This is a genomic window from Acidipropionibacterium jensenii DSM 20535 (assembly GCF_000425285.1).
Taxonomy (GTDB): domain Bacteria; phylum Actinomycetota; class Actinomycetes; order Propionibacteriales; family Propionibacteriaceae; genus Acidipropionibacterium; species Acidipropionibacterium jensenii.
Genome location: NZ_AUDD01000011.1, coordinates 15,925 through 38,555, shown reverse-complemented (window position 1 = coordinate 38,555; position 22,631 = coordinate 15,925). Strand labels below are relative to the sequence as shown.

Annotated in this window: 15 protein-coding genes and 1 pseudogene; 8 read left to right on the top strand and 8 right to left on the bottom strand. The window is 69.9% G+C overall.

The window, feature by feature from the left end; all coding sequences use genetic code 11:
• Nucleotides 1–454 precede the first annotated feature (454 nt).
• Nucleotides 455–1,525, top strand: a complete 1,071-nt coding sequence (locus tag H590_RS15735; RefSeq protein ID WP_084149379.1) for an adenosine deaminase — start codon at nucleotides 455–457, stop codon at nucleotides 1,523–1,525.
• 307 nt (nucleotides 1,526–1,832) lie between these two features.
• Here the strand turns inward: H590_RS15735 and H590_RS0108575 are convergent, their stop codons facing one another.
• From H590_RS0108575 to murQ, 7 genes are all read right to left on the bottom strand, one after another.
• Nucleotides 1,833–2,762, bottom strand: a complete 930-nt coding sequence (locus H590_RS0108575) for an acyltransferase domain-containing protein (RefSeq protein ID WP_028703233.1) — start codon at nucleotides 2,760–2,762, stop codon at nucleotides 1,833–1,835.
• A 17-nt stretch (nucleotides 2,763–2,779) separates the two neighbouring features.
• Entirely contained in the window at nucleotides 2,780–4,105 is a 1,326-nt protein-coding gene (locus tag H590_RS0108570; RefSeq protein ID WP_051238330.1) for an alpha-L-fucosidase, read from the bottom strand.
• A gap of 321 nt (nucleotides 4,106–4,426) precedes the next feature.
• Nucleotides 4,427–5,074 (bottom strand): NADPH-dependent F420 reductase, encoded by a 648-nt coding sequence (locus H590_RS0108565; protein ID WP_028703231.1) that lies wholly within the window; start codon nucleotides 5,072–5,074, stop codon nucleotides 4,427–4,429.
• 356 nt (nucleotides 5,075–5,430) lie between these two features.
• Nucleotides 5,431–6,810: a PFL family protein gene (locus H590_RS0108560; RefSeq protein WP_244937907.1), complete on the bottom strand. Its 1,380-nt coding sequence runs from the start codon at nucleotides 6,808–6,810 to the stop codon at nucleotides 5,431–5,433.
• A 4-nt stretch (nucleotides 6,811–6,814) separates the two neighbouring features.
• Nucleotides 6,815–7,084, bottom strand: a complete 270-nt coding sequence (locus tag H590_RS0108555; RefSeq protein WP_028703229.1) for an ACT domain-containing protein — start codon at nucleotides 7,082–7,084, stop codon at nucleotides 6,815–6,817.
• 404 nt (nucleotides 7,085–7,488) lie between these two features.
• The gene (locus H590_RS0108550) at nucleotides 7,489–8,040 is read right to left on the bottom strand and encodes a GNAT family N-acetyltransferase (protein WP_051238329.1); all 552 of its coding nucleotides are present in this window, start codon (nucleotides 8,038–8,040) and stop codon (nucleotides 7,489–7,491) included.
• Nucleotides 8,037–9,221: an N-acetylmuramic acid 6-phosphate etherase gene (gene murQ / locus H590_RS15730; protein ID WP_232020885.1), complete on the bottom strand. Its 1,185-nt coding sequence runs from the start codon at nucleotides 9,219–9,221 to the stop codon at nucleotides 8,037–8,039. The genes H590_RS0108550 and murQ overlap by 4 nt, the downstream gene beginning before the upstream one ends.
• A gap of 170 nt (nucleotides 9,222–9,391) precedes the next feature.
• Here murQ and H590_RS0108540 point away from each other — a divergent pair, with 170 nt between their 5' ends.
• The 3 genes from H590_RS0108540 (at nucleotide 9,392) to H590_RS0108530 (ending at nucleotide 13,779) form a co-directional block, all read left to right on the top strand.
• On the top strand, nucleotides 9,392–10,513 hold the full coding sequence (locus H590_RS0108540) for an N-acetylglucosamine kinase (protein ID WP_232021214.1): 1,122 nt from the start codon (nucleotides 9,392–9,394) through the stop codon (nucleotides 10,511–10,513).
• A 403-nt stretch (nucleotides 10,514–10,916) separates the two neighbouring features.
• Nucleotides 10,917–12,863 carry a penicillin-binding transpeptidase domain-containing protein gene (locus tag H590_RS15725; protein WP_051238328.1) on the top strand — a complete coding sequence of 649 codons (1,947 nt, stop codon included), beginning with the start codon at nucleotides 10,917–10,919 and terminating at the stop codon, nucleotides 12,861–12,863.
• Nucleotides 12,864–12,906: 43 nt separating this feature from the next.
• Nucleotides 12,907–13,779 carry a mechanosensitive ion channel family protein gene (locus tag H590_RS0108530; protein WP_028703226.1) on the top strand — a complete coding sequence of 291 codons (873 nt, stop codon included), beginning with the start codon at nucleotides 12,907–12,909 and terminating at the stop codon, nucleotides 13,777–13,779.
• A gap of 180 nt (nucleotides 13,780–13,959) precedes the next feature.
• Here the strand turns inward: H590_RS0108530 and H590_RS0108525 are convergent, their stop codons facing one another.
• Nucleotides 13,960–15,099, bottom strand: coding sequence for a glycerate kinase (locus tag H590_RS0108525; protein WP_028703225.1), 1,140 nt, complete (start codon nucleotides 15,097–15,099; stop codon nucleotides 13,960–13,962).
• 463 nt (nucleotides 15,100–15,562) lie between these two features.
• Between H590_RS0108525 and H590_RS0108520 the strand changes: the two genes are divergently transcribed.
• The 4 genes and pseudogenes from H590_RS0108520 to H590_RS19135 form a co-directional block, all read left to right on the top strand.
• Nucleotides 15,563–17,110: a CCA tRNA nucleotidyltransferase gene (locus H590_RS0108520; protein WP_028703224.1), complete on the top strand. Its 1,548-nt coding sequence runs from the start codon at nucleotides 15,563–15,565 to the stop codon at nucleotides 17,108–17,110.
• Nucleotides 17,111–17,193: 83 nt separating this feature from the next.
• Complete coding sequence (locus H590_RS15720; RefSeq protein ID WP_161626013.1) at nucleotides 17,194–18,609, top strand: C39 family peptidase; 1,416 nt, start codon at nucleotides 17,194–17,196, stop codon at nucleotides 18,607–18,609.
• Nucleotides 18,610–18,843: 234 nt separating this feature from the next.
• A complete protein-coding gene (locus H590_RS15715) occupies nucleotides 18,844–21,024 on the top strand; it encodes a DUF6049 family protein (RefSeq protein ID WP_414973655.1) in 2,181 nt (726 codons plus the stop codon).
• A 303-nt stretch (nucleotides 21,025–21,327) separates the two neighbouring features.
• A pseudogene (locus H590_RS19135) lies at nucleotides 21,328–22,203 on the top strand (protein kinase family protein); the annotation flags it as partial.
• Between the last annotated feature and the right edge of the window lie 428 nt (nucleotides 22,204–22,631).

The following is a 22,631-nucleotide window of genomic DNA, read 5'->3' as shown; positions in this document are numbered from 1 at the left end:
GATGCAGGGAAGCAGCACAAGTGCAGCAAATCCGCTGGACCCGACGGGTCCACCTGCCCTTATTTGGCCTCCGCAGACCCAACAGGGGCAGGGAAACGGCACAGGTGCAGGCAAATTTTACGGATGCAGTGGAGCTCCACTGCATTCGTGACGTTTGGCTCCATCCGTGACGTTTGGCTCCATCCGTGACGTTTGGCTCCATCCGTGACGTTTGGCTGCATCCGTGACGTTTGGCTGCATCCGTGCCCGAACGACGGCGCAGACTGCTGGGCCGAAAGCCGTACTCGACCTCCGTGACCGAACGACGGGGCAGACCACGGGGCACGACCACCGGGGCAGACCCCCGTGCCCGAACACCGACGCAGCCCCCCATACGTGACCCGCCCAGGCGAACCACCGTCCCCGAGCATCCGTACCCCGAACACCGGGCATGACCCCAGCTAGGCTCAAACCCATGTCCCTGAGTCCCGATCTCGTCCGCATGGCCCCCAAGGTCGCCCTCCACGACCACCTGGACGGAGGCCTGCGACCGGCCACCGTCCTGGACCTCAGTCGTCAGGAAGGGACTCAGGCTCCCGGCCGGACGGAGGAGGAGATCGCCGACTGGTTCTTCCGTACCGCCGACTCCGGCTCCCTGCCCCGCTACCTGGAGACCTTCGACGTCACGGTCGGGCTGATGCAGACCGCTCCGGCACTGACCCGGGTGGCCCGCGAGTTCGTCGAGGACATGGCCGCCGACCACGTCGTCTACGCCGAGACCCGGTGGGCCCCTCAGCAGCACCTGCGCGCCGGACTCACCCTCGACCAGGCCGTCGCCGCCGTCCAGCAGGGCCTCACCGAGGGGATGGACGCCGCACGGTCGGCCGGCACGCCGGTAGTCGCCCGACAGCTCATCACCGTCATGCGCCAGCTCGACCCCGACCCGGAACTGGCCCGGCTGACCGTCTCCTGGCTGGGTCGCGGAGTGGTCGGCATGGACCTGGCGGGCCCCGAGGCCGGCTTCCCGGCGTCCCGCTTCTCCGATCTGTTCGACGCAGTCAGAACCAACGGCGGCCATCTCACCATCCACGCCGGGGAGGCCGACGGGCTGGAGTCGATCCAGAACGCCATCGACTGCGGGGCCGAGAGGCTTGGCCATGGGGTCCGGCTGGTCGACGACATCACCAGCTACGGCTCAGGGGTGATGAGTCTGGGACCGATCGCCACCGATGTCCGCGGCAAGGTCATCACCCTTGAGGTGTGTCCGTCCTCCAACATCCAGACCGGAGTGTGTCGCACTCTCGCCGACCATCCGATCGGGCCCCTGTGGAGGGCCGGGATCCCGGTGACCATCTCCTGCGACAACCGCCTGATGAGCGCCACCTCGATGACCCGGGAGCTGACTCTGGTCGCCGAGCAGCTGGACTGGGAGCTGGCCGATCTGCGCCAGATCACCCTTGCCGGGCTGGAGGCGGCGTTCTGCGACGAGGAGACCTTCGAGGATCTCGATCGGACCGTCACCGAGCAGTTCGACGACCTGGGCTGACCCCAACACCGAGTCCTTCATGACCCTCGACGGGCCCATGAGTCGAGTTTGCGCCGCCGCAGGTGAACACATCACTCGCCGAACCCCGGATCCCGCACCCCACAGCGCACCAACCCCAGTTCCGCGAGTGAAATGTTCACCCGACCGCACGAAACCACACGAAGGAGCCCGGCGCGGAGCATCCCCGCCACCTGATGCCCACTTCCCCGAGTGAAATGTTCACCCCACCACACGAAGAAGCCCCGCGCGGAACGTCTCCGTCACTCGATACCCGGTTCCCCGAGTGAAATATCCACTCCCCGGAACATCACCCCACCAGTGAGAGCCACCCCCAGCAGTTGTGCACATGCCCGCCGGCCCGCCACTGATCGATCATGGTGCGGTGCAGGCGGGTGTCGTAAGGGAGCTCATCGATGATCTCGGCGACCCGCTCGCCGTCCGAATAGGGCCGGTCGAAGCCGAAGAACACCCCGGAGCCGTCCGAGATCTTCCTGTCCCACACCGTCCACAGCCGGGCGAAGGAATCCACATTGGACCCCGGCATCCGCCCCATCAACTCGGTGTCGAGCAGCCACGACGAGCACACGGCAACCTCAAAGGCGCCTGGCTCGGCGGCCAGCTCCGCGAAGTGCTCCACGAAGAATCCGTGCGCCCGCCCAAGGGAGGCAGCCACCGCGTCGGGCGACAATGACCCGATCGGCGCGATGTGGGTCGACAGCACCAGGGAACCAGCGCCCTCCCCTCCCCGCCCCAGATCGGAGCAAGTGATCTCGAACTGGAGACGCCCCAGCTGGGCGAACCCGCCGCGCCAGATCATCTCGAGCCAGCTCGCCTGACCGAGCCCGAACCGCCCCGTCACCGCGACCGTCTTGCGGACCTGCCGCCCGAGGTCGGACAGGGTGTCGGCGATGATGTCATCCGGGTACCCGAGTCCACCCCAGAACGCCTCGACAGCCGGTCCGGCGACGATGAGCGCGGCCAGCGGCACGGCTCCCTCGACCCCGCCGAACCCGGCCAGGTCGGTCTCCGACAGCAGAGTCTCCTGGCCAAAGAAGTGGCCGATACGGCTGCGGAACCCGGCCGCCAGCTCAGCGGTTCTGGCACCGGCAGCCGGATCGGCGGCGACGGCGTCCAGCAGGTGTCGGGTCGGTGCGAGCAGATCGGCACCCACGCCGAGGCGCTCCAGCAGCTCGTCGGGGACGCCCGCCAGGGGCTCAGCCACGGACTCGCGTGTCATCGGATGCTCCTTCGCGCTCATCGGAGGGTGACCTCCAGGACGGTGTCCACCGGATCGGGCAGCGGATAGGTCCACTCCGGCTGGGGTCCGAAGGAGACGAAGGCCTCCTCGGGGTGGTCGGCCACCGACCAGGCGTCGACGACCGGCACCTGGGACCCGTCGGACAGCAGGTGGACGTCGTCGATCTGGTCCCTGCGCAGGCCCTGAAGCTGGAGTGGTCCGATCGGCGACTCCATCACATGGGCGTAAAGCCTCCCCCGGCCCGCCGTCCACCATCCCCAGTCGGGTTTCGGTAACCCGGCCGGGCCGCAGCCGCGGATCGAGTCGGCGTTGGCGTCCATCCACTCGCCGATCCCGGCCAGGATCTCGCGGGACTGTGCCGGGAAGGTCCCGCGGGCGTCGGGGCCGACGTTGAGCAGCATGTTGCCGCCCTTGGCGACGCACTCCACCAGCTTGTGGATGAGCATCGGCGCGGTCTTCCAGTCGGCGTCGTGGCGGCAGTATCCCCAGTGGTTGTTGAGCGTCAGACAGCTCTCCCACGGCACCGGTCGACCGGCCGCATCGCGGATCCCCTCGGCGGGGATGACCTGCTCGGGAGAGGTGAAGTCGCCCGACCACGGCGTCGGGTCGCCGGTGAGGATCGACCCGGGCTCGGGGCCCGATCCCTCCAGCCGGTTGTCCAGGACCGCCCCGGGCTGAAGCTCCCGGACGATCCGGATCAGCTCGGCGGCGCCCCACTGGTCGGGGCCCATCCCGGCATAGGAGAAGTCGAACCAGAGGATGTCCAGGGGCCCGTAGTGGGAGCAGATCTCGCGGACCTGACCGTGCATGAACGCGCGGTAGGAGGCCAGGTCCGGACGATGATCACGGAACTCGACGGCGTCGCGCATCGGGTGCTGGAGGTCGCCGTGGTGGGGGAAGTCGGGGCGCGCCCAGTCCAGCAGGGAGAAGTACAGGCCGACCTTGATCCCGCGGGCCCGGAAGGCGGCGAGGAACTCGGCGACGAAGTCGCGACCGAGGGTGGCGACGGTGGAGTAGTCCGACAGGGCGGTGTCGAACAGGGCGTAGCCGTCGTGGTGCTTGGCGGTCAGCACGACGTATCTCATCCCGGCGGCCGCGGCGGTGGCGGCCCAGGCGTCGAAGTCCGGGTCGGGGTCGAAGGCGTCGATGGCCGGCTGGTAGTCCGCCACGCTCAGCCTCTCGTAGGACCGGACCCACTCCCCGCGGGCCGGCACCGCGTAGGCGCCCCAGTGGATGAACATCCCGAAACGGTCCTCGCGCCACCACGCGGAGCGGTCGAATCGGGGGTCCAGGGGTTCGGGTCGGCCGAGCTGTTGAGCCATGGTCCCATCCTGCCGTGATCATGGGACCGGGGCGAGGACCGCTCAGGGACGGTGCGTCCGCTCCCATCGGGTGGACGCCGTCCGCCGGCTCCGGACCGGGGTGGCGGGTCCGCTGTCTCCGGGGACGTCGTCGAGTCGAGTGGGTGCACGACAAGCTGCGACGGATGGAGGACGTCGTCTCCGGCAGATGCTCCCCGGACCGTCGGCGTCACCCCCGACGGATGCTCCGCGGACTGTCGGCGTCACCCCCGACAGATGTTCCCCGGACCGAGGACGCCGTCGCCCCGACTGTCGCGATGCCCGGAGATCACACGTCACATGTCACATGTCACGGTAGCGCTTGGCGAGCGCCAGGGCGTGCACCAATTGCGGTGCGGTCAGCGGCTGGACGTAGCCGGGGGTGTCGCGCTGGATGCGCCAGGACTCGCTGAGCGGCTGAATCGGGACGGGGTCGAAGCCGAAGCGGTCGAGGAGGCGGGACACGACCAGGAGGGCGGCGTCATGATCACTGGCCACTGCCAGGGCGCGGCGGTCCGGGTCGCCCGCCGGACGGCCCGCGGTGGTGATGTCGGCGGCCGGAATGTGATTGAAGGCCTTGACGACGAAGGACTCCGGGAGGTGCTCCTGCAGCATCTGGGCGGTCGTGGTGGTCTCCTCGTCGAGGGCCGTGATCTGGCCGTCGCGCTGCGGGTAGTAGTTGTTGGTGTCGATGACGATCTTGCCGATCAACGGCTCGATCGGGACGCTGCCGATCGCCTTCAGCGGGATGGTCACCACTGCCAGGTCGGCGGCCTCGGCGGCCTCGGCGGGGCTCGCTGCCCGTGCGTGGTCTCCGAGTTCCTGGATCAGGCCCCTGAGCACCTCGGGCCCGCGCCTGTTGCTGAGGACGACGTGGTAGCCGAGCTGAACCGCCTTCCGCGCGATCTGGCTGCCAATGTGTCCCGCACCGATCAATCCGATAGTTGTCATGTCCGCCACGGTAACCGCTGGGGATCCGCAATCCAGATCCGCGCCCGGGGGAAGGCCCGACGTCCTCCCGTTCCTCTGCTTCCCACCCACCCCTGCTTCCCACCCATCCCTGCTTCCCACCCATCCCTTGTCACGATGCTCGCGAAGTTCGACGATGCTCGCGCTATAGCGCGAGCATCGTCGAACTTCGCGAGCATCGTGGAACTTAGGCGTGGAACTTGGGGGGCCCAGGCGTGGAACTTGGGGCGTGTACTTGGGGGTGGGCCGAGGCGTGGAGCCCGGGATCCGGTGCCCCGGCCACCCCCGGGTCCACCCCGGCACCTACTTCCCAGGCGCCTCCGTCACTGGGCCATGCATCAGTTCCTGAAGGCGTGGATCGGGGCCGGAATGTGACCTCCCCGGGCGATGAACTCGTCGGACCCGAACCTGCTGGTGGCCATGATCGGGGCGCGCCCGAGCAGCCCCCCGAACTCGGCCTCCTCGCCGACCTCCTTGCCCGGAACCGGGATCAGCCGGACAGCCGTCGTCTTGTGGTTCATCACGCCGATCGCCGCCTCATCGGCGATGATCGCCGACAGCGTCTCGGCGCTGGTCGACCCGGGCAGCGCGATCATGTCGAGCCCCACCGAGCAGATCGCGGTCATCGCCTCGAGCTTGTCCAGGCTGATCGCACCGAGACCGGCAGCCTCGATCATGCCGATGTCCTCGCTGACCGGGATGAACGACCCCGACAGCCCGCCGACGTGCGAACAGGCCATCATGCCGCCCTTCTTGACGGCGTCATTCAGCAGGAACAGCGCCGCGGTGGTGCCGTGCGTGCCGACCCGCTCCAGCCCCATCTCCTCCAGGATCCGCGCCACCGAGTCGCCGACGGCCGGGGTCGGCGCCAGGGACAGGTCGACGATACCGAAGGGGACGCCGAGTCGGGCGGCGGCCATCGTCCCGACCAGCTGGCCCATCCGGGTCACCTTGAACGCGGCCTTCTTGATCGTCTCGGCCACCGTCCCGAAGGATCCTCCCGGCACCTTCTTCAGAGCGCGGGCGATCACCCCGGGGCCCGAGACGCCGACCGAGACGCAGCAGTCCGCCTCCCCGACGCCGTGGAAGCCGCCGGCCATGAAGGGGTTGTCCCCGACCGCGTTGGCGAAGACCACGAGCTTCGCGGCCCCCAGGCCGCCGGCGTCCGCGGTGAGCTCGGCGCTGCGCTTGATCGCGCGGCCCATGTCGGCGACCGCGGACATGTTGATCCCGGCCCGCGAGGAGCCGATGTTGACCGAGGAGCAGACGTAGTCGGTCTCGGCGAGGGCCTGGGGGATGGAGTCCACCAGGACCTTGTCGCTGTGGGTGCGGCCCTTGTCGACCAGGGCGGTGAATCCGCCCAGGAAGTCGACGCCGACCTCCTTGGCAGCGGCGTCCAGGGTGCGGGCGAAGGGGACGTAGTCGTGCTCCCCGCTGGCGGCGGCGATCAGCGAGATCGGCGTCACGGTGATCCGCTTGTTGATGATCGGGATGCCGAGCTCGGTCTCGATCCCCTGGCAGGTCTGCACCAGGTCGCGGGCCCGGGTGGTGATGCGGTCGTAGATCTTGCGGCGGGCGACCTCACCGTCGGAGTCGATGCAGTCGAGCAGCGAGATCCCCATCGTGACAGTGCGGATGTCCAGCCGCTCGTCCTCGATCATGTGGATGGTCTCGAGGATGTTCTTGGTGGTGGCAGTGTCCATCGGTTCGGAGCTCATCGGATCACAGCCTGTGCATCGCGTCGAAGATGGCCTCGGACTGTATGTGGACGACGACGCCGGCCTGCTCGCCGGCGTCCTTCATCCGGGCCTGGATGGTGGCCAGGTCGGGGGTGCCGTCACCGAGGACGCACTGCATGATCATGGTGAAGTAGTCGCCCATCAGGGTCTGCGACACGTTGACGATGTTGACCCCCATCTCAGCCAGCGCCGTGGAGATGGCGGCGATGATTCCCGGATGGTCGTTGCCGGTGACGGTCATGATCGCATTCATGGTCCCCATCCTCCCGCATCCCTGGACAGCCGAGGACGTTGGTAGGGCTCCAGCGGGATCCTCGGCACGGCGGGGACGTCGGGTGGGCAGCTGTCCCCTCAGACCTGGTCCGCTCCCGCTCCTGCCGTCTGTCTGTGATCCCGCTCTTACCGTCTGTCCGTCTGCGATCCAGCCCGACGCTCCGCCCGCCGAACCTCTCCGCCCGACCCCACTCCGCCCGACCCCACTCCGCGTTGATCCAGTTACTCGGCGTTGATCCTCTTGTAGCTGGATCAACGCCGAGTAACTGGATCAACGCGGCAACGTGGACTGGAACTGCCACAGAACTGGATCAACGCGGCGATGGTGGACGACGCCCGTCACCAGATCTGCGACCCCAGACCGGGACGCCGCCAAAACAGACCTCAGGCGATCTGGTTGCGCAGCAGGGACATCGTGATGGAGTCCCACCGGCGTCCGTTCCACGACCGCGCCTCCGGGATCCGGGCGCTGACCGTGTAACCGAGCTGCTCGGCGCACCTCATCATCCGGGTGTTCCCGCTCCAGGTGGTGAGGGTCAGGACGTGGGCGTCGGTCTCCTGGAAGGTCTGGCGGGTCCAGGACGACAGCGCCCGGCGTCCGATCCCCTGTCCCCACAGCCGGGGCTCGAAGATCACCAGGCCGAGCTCCCACCAGCCGCCGCCGGCGGGCTCGATCTCGAAACGGTTGACGAAGCCGCAGCGGTGACCCTCCACCGTGATGATCGCCCGGTCCCCCGACCTCACCCGGGGCCGCCAGTCATGGGCGAACTCCGAGTAGCTGCGGTCGTCCTGGTCGCCGAAGTAGGGGCCGTCCCACTTCTTCCACTCGGGATCGACCGCCTCGACATTCCAGTGCCACAGCCAGATGAGGTCGTCCTCCACGAGGGGAATGACGTCGACCTGGGGGATCAGCAGACGCTTCAGTCGGGTCGTCACCGCTGGTCCCTCCCGATCCCACGAACACTCCCGGAGTCATCCCCGGCCGGCGCGACTCCACCGGTCGACCCAGTGCCCGCAGCACCACCGGCGGATCCCGAATCCACAGCACCACCGGTCGTCCCGGACCCACCGGAGGCCGACCTCGCCCGATCGATCGCGGTGCGCACCCCCGACGGGTCCCCCGCCCGCTCGGCGCTGGGCGGTGTCTCCTCCAGAGCCGCCTCCGCCTCCGCGACGTCGACCCCTGCGGCCAGCGCGACGATGGCCACCCGGACCCGCCCGTCGGCAGCCTCCAGCGCGGCACGCGCACGGCCCGCATCGGCCTCGGTGGCCTGCTCGACGATCCGCACCATCCGGACCCGCAGCTTCTCGTTGGTCGCGACGACGTCGATCATGAGATTGGACCAGGTCTTGCCGAGCCGGATCATGGCCGCCGTCGAGATGGCGTTGAGGGTCATCTTCTGCGCGGTCCCCGACTTCATCCGGGTCGATCCGGTGACCGCCTCGGGACCGGTGTCGGGCAGGATCGAGACGTCGGCCAGATCGGCCAGCGGGGCGTTCGGATTGGTGGAGATGAGTGCGGTCGGCAGGCCGCGACGTCTGGCCTCGGCCAGCGCGCCACCGACGTAGGGGGTCCGACCGCTCGCGGCGATCCCGATCACCAGATCGTGCGGACCGGCCTGCGCCAGCTCGGCGGCGCCCAGTTCCGGGGAGTCCTCGGCCCCCTCGACGGCCCGCACGAAGGCCCGCTCGCCGCCCGCCATGTGACCGATCACCTGGTCGGGCCGGATGCCGTAGGTGGGCAGCAGCTCGACGGCGTCCAGCACACCGAGCCGCCCCGAGGTCCCGGCCCCGACGTAGTGGACGCTGCCTCCCGCGCTCAGCGCGGCGACCACCAGGTCGACGACCCGGCCGATCTGGGCGATGCAGGCCTGCACCGCGGCTGCCACCCGGGCGTCCTCGGCGAGGATCTCGGAGACGACTCCGGCGGCGTCCAGCTGGTCGATGTCGAGGGTTCTCCGGTTGCGCGACTCGGTCGCCCAGGTGAGCCGGGGGGAGGACTCGGCCGCCACCGTCGAATCGGCTGTGACGTGGGGTTTCGGTCCGGAATCAGGGATACCGGGCAGCTCGGAGGAGGTGGTTCGAGGGTCCTCGGGATGCTCGGAACTGCTGATCACAGGGTCTCCTTCGGTGGCTGGGGCGGTCCATATCTTGTCACGTCCGGAAAGCGGCGCCGACCGGGGGCGCGACGTCGCCTCTGGCCCCCGACCGGAGCGAATCCGCCGGGGGTCGGTGCGCGCCGCTGGAACCGGGTGGCAGGGGCGGTAGCCTCCTGCCCGTGACGGTGATGGGGATCGATCTGGGCGGGACCAGCACGCGAGCTGAGCTGGTGGACGGCTCCGGCGCGCTGCTGGGGCGGGGGCTGGCCGGTGGCGCGAACCTCCGCTCGGCCGGGGGCGGTATCGCCGGGGCCGCCGACGCCGTCCGGACTGCTGCCGAGATGGCCCTGGCGGCCGCGCAGAACCCTGGCACAGCTGGCCCTGGCGACGTCCCGCGCAACAGCCCTCACAACGTCACGCACGGCGCGCCTCATGGCGTTGCCCCGAGGATTGCGTCGGGACGGCACCGCCCCCGGGTCGTCGTCGTGGCCGCCTCGGGTGCCGGACCGGCGCGTCATGACGAGGTCGCGGAGGCCTTCCGGGATGCACTGACGGGCATCTGCGACCGGGTGCACGTCGAGAATGACCTGGCCGCAGCCTTCCGCTCGGCCAGTTCCGGAGGCGACGGCTACCTCCTGCTGTCGGGGACCGGCGCGGTGGCCGGGCGCTTCCAGGGCGGAGTCCTGCAGCGGCGCGCCGACGGGCTGGGCTGGATCCTCGGTGACACCGGCTCGGGGCTGTGGATCGGCTGGCAGGGTCTGCGGGCGGCGGCCGCCGATCTGGACGGACGCGGCCCCCGCACCGAGCTGACCGGACTGCTGGTGACGGCCCTGGGGGTGAGTCCAGTCACCGGCGATCCGTGTCAGGATCTGGTGCGCCGGGTCGACGACCTCACTCCTGCACAGATCGGCAGCCTGGCACCGATCGTGCTGAGAGTGGCCGGCCACGACGCCGTCGCCGGCCGGATCGCCGAGCAGGCCGGTCGGGCGCTGGTCACCAGCCTGGACGCCGTCATCGACGACGCCGGGACCGACGGGGTCGTGATCGATCATGCACGAACCGTCGGGGTCGGCGGGCTCGACGAGACTGCGGTCAGCCCGGATGCAGAGACAACAGGCATGCCCAAGAAGTGCGCAGGCGGCGTCCCCCACGAGGTGGTGCTGGCCGGAGGGGTGCTGAGCCACCCGAACCCGGTCCGCGACGCCGTCCTGGCCGCCCTGGAGGATCGCCGATGGCGGGTGGCCACCGCCGCCGAACCGGTGATCGGGGCGGTCCGGATCGCCCAGGACCTCCTCGCCAAGGGCCTGTGACCGCAGAGCCGGCCCCACCAGCCCAGCCCAACCAGCCCGGCTCCACCAGCCCGTGTCGACTCCAACTCCAGGCGAACCGCATCGGGCCCAATCACACGGGCCTGACCACCCCACACGGGTACTTCTGGGTGGACCGCCTGAATACTGTCGGTGTGCGGTGGTTTCATGGGGCCTGCCGATGGCACCCGCACATGTGCCGGCCGGATGACATCGGTGGGAGAGTTCAGATGGAGATCGGCCTGTCCGCACCGGGTTCACTGTTCGGCGGCGCCGTTCGAGCAGTCCACGCAGGGCGGTGCTGTTCGGATGGTGCTGTTCGGATGGTGCCGTTCGGGCAGTCCTGTTCAGATGGTCCAAGCCGGACACGAGTTACCGAGGAATCGGGATGAGGGAGGAGAGCCGCATGACGACACAAGGCCCGTATCTCTCGCGCCGCGCCCTCGGGGGTGCCGCCGTCGGCACCTTGGCGGCCGCCGCACTGGTCTCGGTGAGCGGATGCAAGGGGTCCGACTTGACCTCCGATGTCCCCGACGCCGCCCGCCAGACCGCCCAGAAACTCGCGGCCGGCCTCACCAGGGGCAACCTCACCGGCGTCCCCGTCGACGACCCGGCCACCGCCGCCTCCGACCTCAAAGTCGTCTTCGCCGGGATGGACGGCCTGCGTCCCACCACGAAGGTCGGCTCCGTCGCCAGCTCCGGGAGCGGGACGGTGACCGCCACCCTGTCCCACACCCTCTCGCTGGCCGGAAAGCCCTGGACCTTCACCTCCACCGCCCGCATCGCGAGCAGCGGCAGCGCGTGGCGGGTGGCCTGGGAGCCGACCGTCATCCACCCCCGGCTCACCCAGGCCACCCGGCTGCGTCACACCCGCCAGCTCGGCGAGCGCGCCTCCATCACCGGCACCAACGACTCCGACATCATCGTCAACCACACCGTCCATGACGTCGGGATCGACAAGACGAAGGTCGACAAGACGAAATGGGCCGGCTCGGCGGCCGCTCTGGCGAAGGAGCTGAAGATCGATCCCAAGGCCTACACCGCCCTGGTCCAGGCCTCGGGACCGCAGGCCTTCGTGGTGGCGATCACCCTGCGCGAGCAGGACATCCCGCGCAACATCGGTGTCATCCCGGGCGCCGCGGTCACCGACCGCGAACTTCCGCTGGCCCCCACCAAGACCTTTGCCCTCGGCCTGCTGGGCACCTCCGGACTGGCCGACGAGGCCGACGTCAAGCGCGGCAAGGGGGAGATCGAGGAGGGCGACGTGGTCGGCAAGTCCGGTCTGCAGCTGCGCTACGACGCCCAGCTGCGCGGCAAGGTCGGTCACATCATCGCCCTGGTCGCGCGCAAGGATCCGACGTCCTCCGCCTCACCGGCCCCGCAGCCCGCGACCTCGGCGTCCGGCAGCACCAGCTCGGGTCCCACGACGCTGTTCACCACGCCGAAGAGCGACGGGAAGCCGCTCAAGCTCACCCTTGACCCGACCCTCCAGTCGAAGGCGGAGACGTCCCTGGCCAGGGTGTCCGGGGTCGCCTGCCTGGTTGCGATCCGGCCCTCGGACGGTGCCATCCTGGCCGCCGCGAACTCCAAGGACGCCGGCGCCAACGCCTTCGCCACCTCGGGCCAGTACGCCCCCGGGTCCACCTTCAAGATCGCCACCACTCTCGCCCTGCTGCGCACCGGGCTCACCCCCGACTCCACGGTGACCTGCTCGCCGACCATCACCGTCAACGGACGCCGGTTCCACAACTACTCCGACTACGACTCCGCCTACTCCGGGGCTATCCCCCTCAAGCAGGCCGTCGCCCAGTCCTGCAACACCGCCTTCATCTCCCAGCACACCAAGGTCACCTCGGCCAGCCTCCGCCGAGCGGCCGGCAGCCTCGGGGTCGGCACCGACTACGACCCCGGCTTCACCTCCTTCTACGGTTCGATCGCCGACACCACCGCCGCCGACGTGCTGGCCTCCGACGTCATCGGCCAGGGCGGCGTGCTCGCCTCGCCGATGGCGATGGCCGGGCTGGCGGCCTCGGTGGCCGCCGGGTCGACCGTCGTCCCCTGGCTCATCGAGGGCCGCCGGCCGACCTCCAGGGCCACCCCGCTGAGCACCAAGGAGGTCGCCGGGTTGCGCGAGGTGATGGTCACCACCGTCAAGCAGGGGTCCGGACGGGTGCTGTCGGGACTGGCGACCGGCGCCAAGACCGGAACCGCCGAGTTCGGCCCGAGCGGAAAGCTCAAGACCCACGCCTGGATGATCTGCTGGACGTCGTCGATCGCGGTGGCGTGCATGGTGGAGGTCGGGGAGTCCGGGTCCGGCACGGCCGGCCCGATCATCAAGGCGTTCCTGACATGACGGAGGTCCGGTGCTGCTGAACCCGCTCCACGTGCTCATTCCGATGAGGACTTCAATCGTCAAGTCCTTCACCTGGAACTGGCCCTACACGCCCATCAACCTGGCGATCATCACGGTGGCCGCCCTGGTCTGCCGATGGCTGCTGCGCAAGGGCATCAACTGGCTGATCGGCTGGATGCTGCGACGCACCGAGAAGCGCCGGTCCTCCGAGACCACCCACGGCGGAATCGCGATCGGCGAGCTCACCGGCCTCAACGCCGAACGCCAGGCTCAACGCACCACCACGGTCGGTCGGCTGCTGTCCAACATCGGCGTCGCACTGATCGTGGCGATCGCGGTGATGTGGGGATTCGACACGGTCGGCATCCAGCTCACCCCGATCCTCGCCTCGGCCGGTGTCGCCGGCATCGCCCTGGCCTTCGGCGCCCAGACTCTGGTGAAGGACCTGTTGTCCGGCCTCTTCCTGATCTTCGAGGACCAGTACGGGGTCGGGGACGTCGTGGAGATCAACGACATCAAGGGCACCATCGAGGACATCGGGCTGAGGGTGACCAGGATCCGCGACTTCGACGGGCTGATCTGGTACATCCGCAACGGCGAGATCACCACGGTCGGCAATCGCACCCAGGGAGTGGCGACCACCCTGACCGACATCACCGTGCACGCCTCCGAGGATCCCCTGGTCGTGATGCGGGTGCTCAAGATGGTGATCCGCGAGGTCGACCAGGACCCGCAGTTCAGCGACTCCCTGCTGGAGACCCCGACGGTGCTCGGCGTCACCGACATCACCGGCGACCAGATGACCTTCCAGATCTCCACCAAGTGCGTCGCCCAAACCCAGTACGACGTCATCCGCACCATCCGCCGCAAGGTGAAGGACGCCTTCGACGAGGCCCGGATCCGCGGCGCCTTCTGAGCGGCGGTTCCCGCCGGTCGAGCCCCCAGCCGAACCCCGGCCCCGGTCCGGCAGAGTTCCGACCCTGTCCCACCACCTCGGATGATCCCAAGTTCAGTGCGACCATCCGCACCGATGGCACTCCGGTCCAGCCACCTGCACCGACTGCGCCCGGCCCGGTCGGGATGTGGAACGAGCCGGCTACTCCTCCCCCATCGCCTCGGCGATCAGCCGGATCAGCAACGATCGGGCGGCCGCGATCGACCGCTTCGGATCGGGCTCGATGTCCGACAGCGCCAGAACCCCGTCGAAGGCGTCCCGGTCGGCGCCCTCCAGTTCGCAGACCCCGCACACCGCCCAGACCGGGACACCGGCCTCACGGGCGATCCGGCGCACCGCGTCGGGGGTCTTGCCGAGCAGGGTCTGGTGGTCGAGCCGACCCTCGCCGGTGATCACCAGGGAGGCGTCACGAATCCTCTCGGCGGCATTCGACCAGCCGAGTACGACCTCTGCCCCGGGCCGGTACTGCGCCCCAAGACACATCAGCGCCCAGCCGACCCCGCCGGCGGCCCCGGCACCGGGATCATCGCGGTGCATCACTCCCAGAGCCGGCTCGACCGCACCGGAGAAGACCTCGAGGGTCTCGTCGGCCAGCGCGACGCCGGCCTCATCCAGCCCCTTCTGCGGACCGAAGACTGCGGCTGTCCCCTCGGGTCCCAGCAGTGGACTGGTGACATCGCAGGCGACGGTCAGCCTCACATCGGCCAGCCGGGGATGGAGGTGGGTGAGGTCGACCAGGTCGAGCTTGGTCAGACCGGTCAGGCCCGGTGTGACATCGCGGCGTTCGGCATCGAGGAAGATCGCCCCGAGGGCCTCGAGCATTCCAGCGCCGCCATCGGTGCTGGCAGAGCCCCCGATCCCGATCGTGATCGACTTCACGCCCTCGCGCAGGGCGGCCACGATCACCTCACCAAGCCCTCTGCTGGAGGCGGCCAGGGCGCGCTCGGGAGTGGGCGGGCCGGAGACCCGGTCTGCCCGTTCCAAGCCGCAGCAGGCTGCCATCTCGATGACCGCATCGTCCCCGCGCCGGGCCCAGTCGACCTGGGCGAGATCACCGGTGGCGCCGTGGCAGCGGGTCGACACCGAGTGGTAGCCGGCCGCGATCGCCGCATCCAGAGTGCCCTCGCCGCCGTCGGCCACCGGGATCGAGACGACATCGATATCGGGTTCGGCCTGCCGCAGGCCCTGGGTGACCGCCATGCAGGCCTGTCCGCTGGTCAACGACCCCTTGAAGGAGTCCACCGCGACCACGACGCTGCCCGCGTCGGACTGTGATCCCATGCCCGCAATGGTAGGGGCCCGACAGCCAGGCGTCGCCCGGGGAAGAGGAGATGAGATCCTCTGCCGAGGCCATGGTTCCCACACACCGAGGCCCTGGTGGCCAACAGCCTTGGAGTAAGTGGGCACGCCACGGCCCACGAGGTGCCCGCTGCTGGGAGCGACATGAGGTCCGCCGCAGGATCCGGGCACCCGCACCTCGGAAGGAGTGAGCCGCCACGGCCCACAAGGTGCCCCCACCCCTGCAAGGGGCGAGATCTGCCACAGGGAAGCACACGACGCGGATAATCCACACGCCGGCCTGCATATGGCAGAACTCAATCGCACGCCACGACGGGCCCACACGAGATCTGCCACAGAGCACACAAGCAACTGGACTATCCACACGCCGGCCCACACATGGCAGAACTCATCGCCACCGAGGGAACTCTGACCAGTTCCGCGGCATCTCGTAAAGTAGAGCCCCGTGTCCGCATCTCTTGACTGCCTGAACCCGTCCCCCGAGGAACGGGGTCTCACGCTGCCACAGCTGCTGGAGCACCGGATCGATCGGCTGTTCTCGACCATCCCGCTGATCGGCGAACTCGGCCAGCTGTTCGCCGACCACGGCCACGACCTCTACCTGGTCGGCGGGTCGGTCCGCGACGCCCTGCTGGGAACCCTCGGCCACGATCTGGACTTCACCTCAGATGCCCACCCCGATGAGATCGAGTCCCTGCTGCGCACGAGAACCCATGCGGTCTGGGACATAGGCCGCGCCTTCGGCACCATCGGGGCCCGGATCCCGGTGGCAGATGCCCCGGCCACCGAGCCCCTGACAGGGGGCGACCCGGGGCAGGCCTCTCCTGATGCCTGGGTGGTGGAGATCACCACCTATCGCACTGATGTCTACCGGCCCGACTCCCGCAAGCCCGCGATCGCCTTCGGGTCGAGCATTGACGAGGACCTCATCCGGCGGGACTTCACCGTCAACGCGATGGCCGTGCACGCCGCCACCCGGCAGTTCGTCGACCCGCACGCCGGTCTGGCCGATATCGCCGCCGGGGTGCTGCGCACCCCCTTCCCCCCGGAGCGGTCCTTCTCCGACGACCCGCTGCGGATGATGCGGGCGGCACGGTTCACCTCCCAGCTCGGCTTCGCCGTCACCGCCCCGGTGCGCACCGCGATGACCGAGATGGCCGACCGGATCGCGATCATCTCGGCCGAACGGGTCCGCGACGAGCTGTCGAAGCTGCTGCTCACCGACCACCCGAGGGAGGGCCTGGACCTGCTGGTCTCCACCGGGATCGCCGACCATGTCCTTCCAGAGCTGCCGGCCCTGCAGCTGGAGCGCGACGAGCACCACCGTCACAAGGACGTGTACCAGCACACCCTGACGGTCGTGGAGCAGTCCATCGCCCTGGAGCACTCCCGGGGCGACTCACCCGACCTCACCGGGCGGATGGCTGCGCTGATGCACGATGTCGGCAAGCCGGCGACCCGACGGTTCGAGCCCGGCGGCAAGGTCTCCTTCCACCACCACGACGTGGTCGGGGCCAAGTTGACCCGCAAGCGCCTCAAGGCGCTGGCCTTCCCCTCGCAGTTCGTCAAGGACGTCTCCACCCTCGTCGAACTCCATCTGCGCTTCCACGGCTACGGGGACCAGGGCTGGACGGACTCGGCGGTGCGCCGCTACGTGCGCGACGCCGGTGACCAGCTGGAACGACTGCACATCCTCACCCGGGCCGACTGCACGACGATGAATCGGCGCAAGGCCGAACGCCTCGAGTTCGCCTACGACGACCTGGAGCGCCGGATCGCCGAGCTCGAGGAGCGCGAGGAGCTCGAGGCGATCCGTCCCGATCTGGACGGCGAGCAGATCATGGCGATCCTCGGCATCAGGCCGGGACCGGTGGTCGGGCGGGCCTACAAGTTCCTGCTCAACCTGCGCCTGGACGAGGGCCCCCAGAGCGTCGAGGAGGCCGGCCAGGCGCTGCGGTCCTGGTGGGCGGATCAGCCGGAGTCGCAGGCCTGAGACCCGCACGCCCGCACGAGATGATGGGGACCGCAACCCTGAAGACCGATGGAACCTGCCGAGACCTCACGAAGGATCATGCGATGCACACCCCGATGCCTGCCGACCAGATCGAGTTCCACGCCTGGCAGGCCCATCCCGCCGAGACGGCAGCCGGTCGACAGGCCTTCGCCGACGGCGACCATGACGGCACCCGGGTCGGCGACCTGGGACTCACCGTCGATCATCTGTCGGGCCCCGTCGCCTTCGCCGATCCCTTCGTCGACACCCCCGACGGCGAGGTGACCAGGGTCGCCGACGCCGCGCCGGTGGACTACCGCTGTGCCACCTGGACCTCGCCCCTGCACAGTCTCGGGCTCATCCCCGACGAGATCATCGTGTCCTGGAATGCCCGGACCCCGGGACGTTCCTGGATCGAGGTTCAGATCCAGCCCTGGGCCACCACACCCGACACCGCCCCGACTCCCAGCAGCCGGACCGCGGACGGCGACGTCGTCGCGAGCCCGGCCGACACCGCCCCGGCCAGCTGGTTCACCATGGCCCGCTGGTGCGAGAAACTTCCCGCCCAGGGCGGCGGGATCCACCGCGTCAGCGTCGACGGCCAGGCCGATGACGTCGCCGTCGTGGACACCGACACCCTCAGGGCCCGCGGGACCCGACCGATCACCGGGTACCGGCTGCGGGTGACCCTGTTCTGCCCGGCCGACGAGTCCGAGCTCCCGGTGGTCTCTCTGCTGGGAGCGGTCGCCTCCAGGACGCCGACTCTCACGACTCCCGAGCACCTCGGCGAGGGCGCGCCCACCGACCTGACCGGCACCAGCACCAGCACCAGCACCAGCACCAGCACCAGCACCAGCACAGTCACCCCAGCCACCACATCGGCCCGGAGCATCGAGATCCCGGTCCCCACGTTGTCCCAGATGACCCACCGCGGCCAGTACCCGCAGTGGGGCGGGGGCGGCGGCTCCTGGTGCTCAGCGACCTCGGTGGCGATGGTGATGACCAGCTACCAGGTCGGCCCCTCCCCGGAGGATCTCGCCTGGGTCCAGCCCGCCGACGACGCCATCGTCCCCTTCAGCGCGCGGGCCACCTGGGACCACCAGTACGGCGGGGCCGGCAACTGGGCCTTCTCGGCCGCCTACCCCGCCGAGTACGGCCTGACGACCTTCGTCACCCGGCTGGCCTCGGTGGCCCAGATGGAGCCCTTCATCGCGGCCGGCGTCCCGCTGGCGGCCTCGGTCTCCTTCGACGCCGCGGAGCTGGACGGCGCCGGCTACTCGACCGAGGGCCATCTCCTGGTGGTGGTCGGATTCACCGATCGGGGAGACGTCGTCGTCAACGACCCGGCGAGCCACGAGCTGGCCGACAACGACCAGGTCCGGGTGGTCTACCGACGCGATCAGTTCGAGCGGGTCTGGTTGTCGGGTTCGGCCGGAACCGTCTACGTCATCGCAGCCCCGGGAACCGCCCTCCCGGCAGGTCCCTCGACCGGTCTGTGAGGCGACCTCGCCGGGCAGAAAGCGGTAGCCGCGGGCCGGTGCCCGACCCTCCGCACAGCCGGCGACCATAGGATGGGCGCCATGTCCACCTCTCCGACCGACCGACCAGGGAGCTGTTCGCGCACCCCTGTCGCCGGATCGGGGAGGCTCCCGGCGGCAGCCTCGCACAGGGCGTCCGCCGCGACGCCGCCCGCATCGCGGCGACCGCGGCGATGGCGTCGACCTGCAGCCGCTCTGCTGGCCCTGATCATGGCCGTCCTGGCCTCCCTGGCCACCGTCTCCGGATCGGCGACGGCGCTGGCCGCCCCGTCCATGCCCACGAGATCCACCCGGCAGCCGACGAACCCCGAGGTGCTGGCCACCGTGACCAGCGTCACCCCGGACACCGTGGACGCCAACGGGACCATCACCATCCGCGGCACGGTGCGCAACACCTCCACGGTGCCGATGACCTGGGTGCAGGTCTCCTTCTGGCGGTCCCGCGACCCGATCACCGACGTCGGATCCCTGGACTCCGTGCTGGCCTCCCCGATCACCATGCCGGTGGGCGAGCGCTGGTTCAACGAGAAGAACGAGGCCAGCCTGGACAACATCACCGACCCGGAGGCCACCCAGACCTTCGAGCCCGGCCAGACCGCCCCCTTCCAGGTCAGTGGCACGGCCAAGGACATGGGTCTGACGACTCCCGGCAGCTATCTCGTCGGCGTCCACGTCCAGGCCACCCCGAAGGGCCGCGACAGGATGACGGTGGGTCGAGCCCGGGTGCTCACCGTGGTCTCCGACACCGCCACCAAGGCCCAGCTCACCCCGGTGATCGAACTGTCCTCCCGGCCGTCGGTGGGGCTGGACGGCACCTTCATGGACGACCATCTGGCCGGCGAGCTCACCGGTCGTCTCAATGCCCTCGTCGACGCCGCCGTCTCCCGCCGCTCCACCGTGGTCATCGATCCGGCCCTGCTGGACGAGGTCACCTCGATGGCGGCCGGCTACACCATCGACGGCAAGCCGGGGACCGGGACGCAGGCGGCGAAGGACTGGTTGGGCAAGGTGCGGCCGCTGCTGTCCTCCGGGCGGGTCTTCCGGCTGCCCTACGGCAATGCCGACGTGGTCGGCGCCGCCCGGGCCGGCCGGTCCGTCGTCCTGAGCAGGACCCAGACGGCCCTGACCTCCGACAACCCGGCCTCCTCCCTCCCCCTGGCGATCGTCGACGAGGCCGGCGCGCTGGACCGCCGGTCGTTCTCGGCGATCTCCTCGGCCCTGCATCCCGAGGTGGTGCTCAGCGCCGCCAGCAGCCCGTCCGAGTCCTCCAGTGTGGTCTCGGGGACGACGCTGATCCCGCTGACGGCCGGCCTTCTCGACGGCGGTCCCGACCACGCCACCAGTACCGCCCAGAGTCGCGGACGGCTGCTCGCCCAGACCCTGCTGAACTCCCAGGCGGGACGCCACGTCGTCACCGTGGTCACCTCCGACTCCGATCTGGCGGCCACCGAACCGACCTCCTGGCTCACCTTGTCCCCGCTGTCGACGGCGGTCGGGACGCCGTCCATCACCAGCCCGCTGCCGGCGTCGAGCACGGTGCCCACCTCCCTGCGCGGGTCGTGGTGGACCGACCAGGGCGATGCGGCCCGCGACGCTGCCGACTGGGGGGACATCCTCGGGGATGCCGAGCTCGCCAGGACCAAGACGGCGCGCACCCTGTCGCGGGCCACCTCGGTGAATCTCGGCAGCGCCGGGCACAGCCAGTGGCTCAACCAGGCGATGGCCTCGGCCGACCAGCTGCTCGCCGGTCACTCCATCACCCTGCACTCCGCCGAGAGTTTCGTGATGTCGTCGTCCTCCAACGCTCTCCCGTTGACGGTGACCAACCGGCTCGCCGAGACCATCCGGCTCAAGGTGGTCTTCACCTCGGAGAACCCGCAGCGGATCACCATCCCGGCCACCCCGGTGGTGACCGTGAGGTCGGGGGAGACCCAGACCATCCGGTTCGCCCCCAGGGCCAGCTCCAATGGCGTGGTGGAGATGTCGGCCCAGCTCACCAGCCCCTCCGGCCGACCTCTGGGGTCCCCCCACCAGTTCGTGGTCCGGGCCACCCGGATGGACGACATCGGCTGGATCATCATCATCATCTCGGGGGCGGTCGTGCTGGGAGCGACCCTGCTGCGCATCCATCAGGTCCGCAGCCGTGACGGCACCGGGGCGGCGAGCCTGGCCGAGGAGCTGTCGGAGGGGTTGGAGGAGGCCACCGAGCACCCCGACGAGGGGGCTGCGCCGGACACCCCGGCGACAGCTCCGAAGACCTCGACCACCCCGGTGACGCCGGGCACCCCGCCCGAGGGGCAGGCGGAGACCCGGCACGCCTCGCGACCGGGCACATCATCCGATTCCCGCACCGAGCCACGCAGCCAGTCCGAGTAGCAGCAGACGACGCCCGACGGTTCGCAGCCGCAGAGCCGACATTCCCCGCCCCTTGCCCACTCCGCGGTGAGCCGAGTTCCGATCCGGCAGGCGAGGCGGCACACTGGATGAGGGCATTGGCCCGATGGTCCGATGTCGTCGGGATCGGCGCGGGGATCCCGAGGATCGAGGAGCATGGAGGTGACGGTGGACAGCGGATACAACAACGGGTACCGCTCCACCGTCGACTCGAGTCCCGATGACTCCGAGGACACCCGCTCGCGGGAGTGGTCGGAGGACCGGGAGGCTCCCGACGCCGTCCCGCTGCTGAGCGTCGGAGCCCAGCTCGGGGGTCGGTTCCGACTCGATCAGGAGCTCGGCCGGCCGCTGGGGACGATGACTTGGCGGGCCTTCGACCTCAAACTCCACCGCCCCGTGCTGATGCACATCCTGGCCTCCAACGGCGCCCACACCACCGAGGTGCTCGCGGCGGCCCGCCGCGCGGCGGTCGCCACCGACTCCCGCTTCCTCCGGGTGCTGGACGCCGTCGCCGCCGGTCCCGGGGATCCCGGGGCCTACATCGTCTGCGAGTTCGCCCCCGGTCGATCGATCTCCGAGCTTCTGCAGTCCGGCCCGCTGTCGGCCCTGGAGGCCGCCTGGATCGTCCGCGAGCTGGCCGACGCCCTCGCCCCGCTGCACAGTCAGGGAATCTTCCACGAGCGGCTCAACCCCGACAATGTCATCGTCACCTCGACCGGCAATGTCAAGATCGTCGGCCTGCTCATCCAGGCCGCCCTCCATCCCTGGCCCGGCGACCAGTCGCTGAGCTGGTCCGACCGCGAGGCCCGCGACGTCTCGGACATGGGACGGCTGCTCTACGCCTGCCTGGTGTCCCGCTGGCCGGCCGGCACCGCCCGCAGCCCCCGTCCGACCAGCACCCGTGACGGCCGGGTGCGCTGGGGTCTTGTCCCGGCCCCCGCCGATCAGCACGGCTGGCTGCCCCCTCGGCAGGTCCGCGCCGGCGTCTCCCCCGCCCTCGACGTGCTGTGCGACCAGATCCTCTCCGAGGTGCCGCGCCACAACGAGGTGCCGATCCGCACCGCCAACGAGGTCGCCCAGGCGCTCACCCGGGTGCTCGGCAGCGCGGATGCGGCGGCCGACCTCGAGCGGCGGCTGCGCTACCCCAGTGACAGCGCGACCACCGTCACCACCTCCCTTCCCACCGGTTCCGGCAGTTCCGCCGGATTCGGCAGTTCTTCCGGATTCGGCAGCCCCGGCGGCCCGAGCGGCTCCCGGAGCGCCACAGGCTCCGGTGGCGCCGACCGTTTGCCCGACCGGGACGGCACCACCGCCCGACAGCCGGCGGTGGGCGCCGACGGCCTGCCCGTCGACTACTCCGCCGGCCGTGCGGGCGGCTTTGTCGACGACGACGGCACCGGCTCCCCCGAGGAGCCGGTCCTGGACGAGGACGGCTACTGGACCCCCGAGGCGGCCGCCGGCGAGTGGGCCCATGTGCCGGCTCCCCGACACCCCGGCGACGGCGCGGATCTGCCGCGCGGTGCCGGGTCGCCGGCTCGAGGCCGTTCCTCGCGCCGGGGAACCGGGGGTCGCTCCCACCGCGGAGGCGA